The sequence below is a fragment of the Acidithiobacillus sp. TH-A35 genome (assembly GCF_057473505.1).
The window spans coordinates 1-2,283 of sequence record NZ_JBYCKR010000281.1; the positions used below are offsets into that span (position 1 = coordinate 1).

Annotated in this window: 2 protein-coding genes; both read left to right on the forward strand. The window is 57.2% G+C overall.

From position 1 onward, the window contains the following. The coding region (gene phoR, locus AC2VNK_RS09205) for a phosphate regulon sensor histidine kinase PhoR (RefSeq protein WP_486883541.1) at positions 1-1,374 on the forward strand (1,374 nt) is incomplete at its 5' end. Between the two features lie 69 nt (positions 1,375-1,443). Continuing rightward, positions 1,444-2,283: phosphate ABC transporter substrate-binding protein PstS (gene pstS, locus AC2VNK_RS09210; protein WP_486883542.1), on the forward strand; the 840-nt coding region annotated here is incomplete at its 3' end.

A 2,283-nucleotide genomic window follows, 5' to 3' on the forward strand; every position in this document is an offset into this window, starting at 1 on the left:
GCGTTCAGCATACCGCAGCGCACGTCAGCATCTCTTTTCGACGTGAAGTACCTCCGTGCCTGGTTTTACCCCGTAGTGCTCTGGTCACTGATTCCGATTTTTCTGGCCGCCGACGATGATCTGCGCGCCTGGTCCTACCTCCCACCGGTGATCATCGCTCTCTTGCTGGCGCTCTGGGTCGGCTGGCATCGCCAGCAATCCCAGAGTTTCAGCGCTTGGTTCCGCAACCCGGACACCTTACTGCCACCGCTGGCGGGGGGGATGTGGGAGGAGACTTTTGCCGAGGGCTACCACTGGCGACGTGATCAGGAGGCACAGCACCGTCTGCTGAGTGCCCAGATTGTACAATTGCGTGACGCCTTGCAGGCCATGCCCGACGTCGTGGTGCTCATGGATGAGCGCGGTCAGTTACTTTGGGTGAATCCTTCCGGTATCCGCTTGCTGCAACTGCAGTGGCCCGATGACGCGGGCAAGCCGCTGGCCTTCTGGCTGCGTACCCCGCATCTGCGGGCCTTTCTCGCTGGCGAAGGGCCGCCCAGCCTGCAACTCCCCGCCCCGGCAGATGCACAACAGATTTTGGAGGGTATGCGCTATCCCCTCGCCGATGCCGGCGCTTTGGTCATCTTCCGGGACGTGACCCGTATCCGCCAGCTTGAACAGGTCCGTCAGGACTTCGTGGCTAATGTCTCCCACGAGTTGCGCAGCCCGCTGACGGTGGTGCGCGGTTTCCTGGAAAACATGCTGGACAGTCCCATCGCCGCCGACGATGAGGTGAGCAGTCAACTCCGTCTCATGGAACAGCAGACACTGCGCATGCAGTCTTTGGTCGAAGACCTGCTGTCTCTGGCACGCATGGAGGCCGCCGAAGCGAATCCGGAACACTGCGAAACACTGATGCTCGCGGACATGATACACAACACATTGGACACCCTGGCGCCCGCGATAATGCAAAAACGGTTGCAGATCGACACAGCGCTGGATAGCGACTTGGGCTTTTTCGCAGAAACCATCGACCTGACCAGTATCATTCGCAATTTATTAGAAAACGCCATCAAATATACCCCGGCAGACCGCGCCGTCAGCGTACGCTGGGAGCGTCGCCCCGGCGAGCTGCTTTTCGTGGTGCAGGATACCGGCGATGGTATCGCTGCCGAGCATTTGCAGCGTATCACCGAGCGTTTTTACCGGGTGGACAAAGGTCGCTCCCGACGCATGGGCGGCACGGGGTTGGGGCTGGCCATTGTCCGTCACGCTGTCGAGCGTTATCAGGGGCATCTGGAAGTAGCCAGTGAAGTGGGTAAGGGAACCACTTTTACTGCGCATTTTCCGCTTCATCTCGCCCGCAGTTTCCCCCCCGACTCCGCAGTGTCATAAAATTGTAATAAAATCTTGCTATAGTTTCTGTGCAGCTTTTAACTAAACCTGTATAAGGGGCGGGATATTATGAAGTTCAATGGCGTGGCTTTTATGTTGGGCGTGATGAGCTTGGGCGTAGCAGGGCTGGCGCAGGCGGAAACCATTTCCGCCGCAGGCGGCACGGCCATTTATCCCGTCCTGTCCAAATGGGCAGAAACCTACAAACAGAAAACGGGCACCATGGTGAACTATCAGGCTATCGGTTCTGGTGGCGGGATTGCCCAAATCAAGGCCAAAACCGTCGCTTTCGCCAACAGCGACATGCCCCTCAAGCCTGAATATCTCAGCAAAGACCAGCTCGTCCAGTTTCCGGCAGTGATTATTGGCATTACCCCCGTCGTGAATGTCCCCGGTATAAAGCCCGGTGAACTGACCTTCAACGGCACTGTGCTCACCGGTATTTACCTGGGTAAGATCAAGAAATGGAACGACGCGGCCATTGCCGACCTCAATAAGGGCGTTAAGCTGCCGGATATGAATATCACCGTGGTCCATCGTTCTGACGGCTCCGGCACTACCTTCAACTTTACCAATTATCTGGCCAAAGTAAGCCCGGAATGGAAGCAACGGGTGGGCGATAACACTGCTGTTTCCTGGCCTGTTGGTGTGGGTGGCAAGGGTAATGCGGGCGTCGCTGCATATGTACAGCGGATTCCCGGTGCCATCGGCTACGTGGAATATGCCTATGCCAAGGAAAATCACATGGCTTACGGCAAAATGATCAATGCTGCGGGCAAAGTGGTGACCCCTGATCTGGCCACTTTCCAGGCCGCCGCGGCGAATGCGGACTTTACCAAGGTAGAGGATTTCTACATGATCCTCACCAACCAGCCGGGTGCCCAAAGTTGGCCCATTTCCGCTGCGACT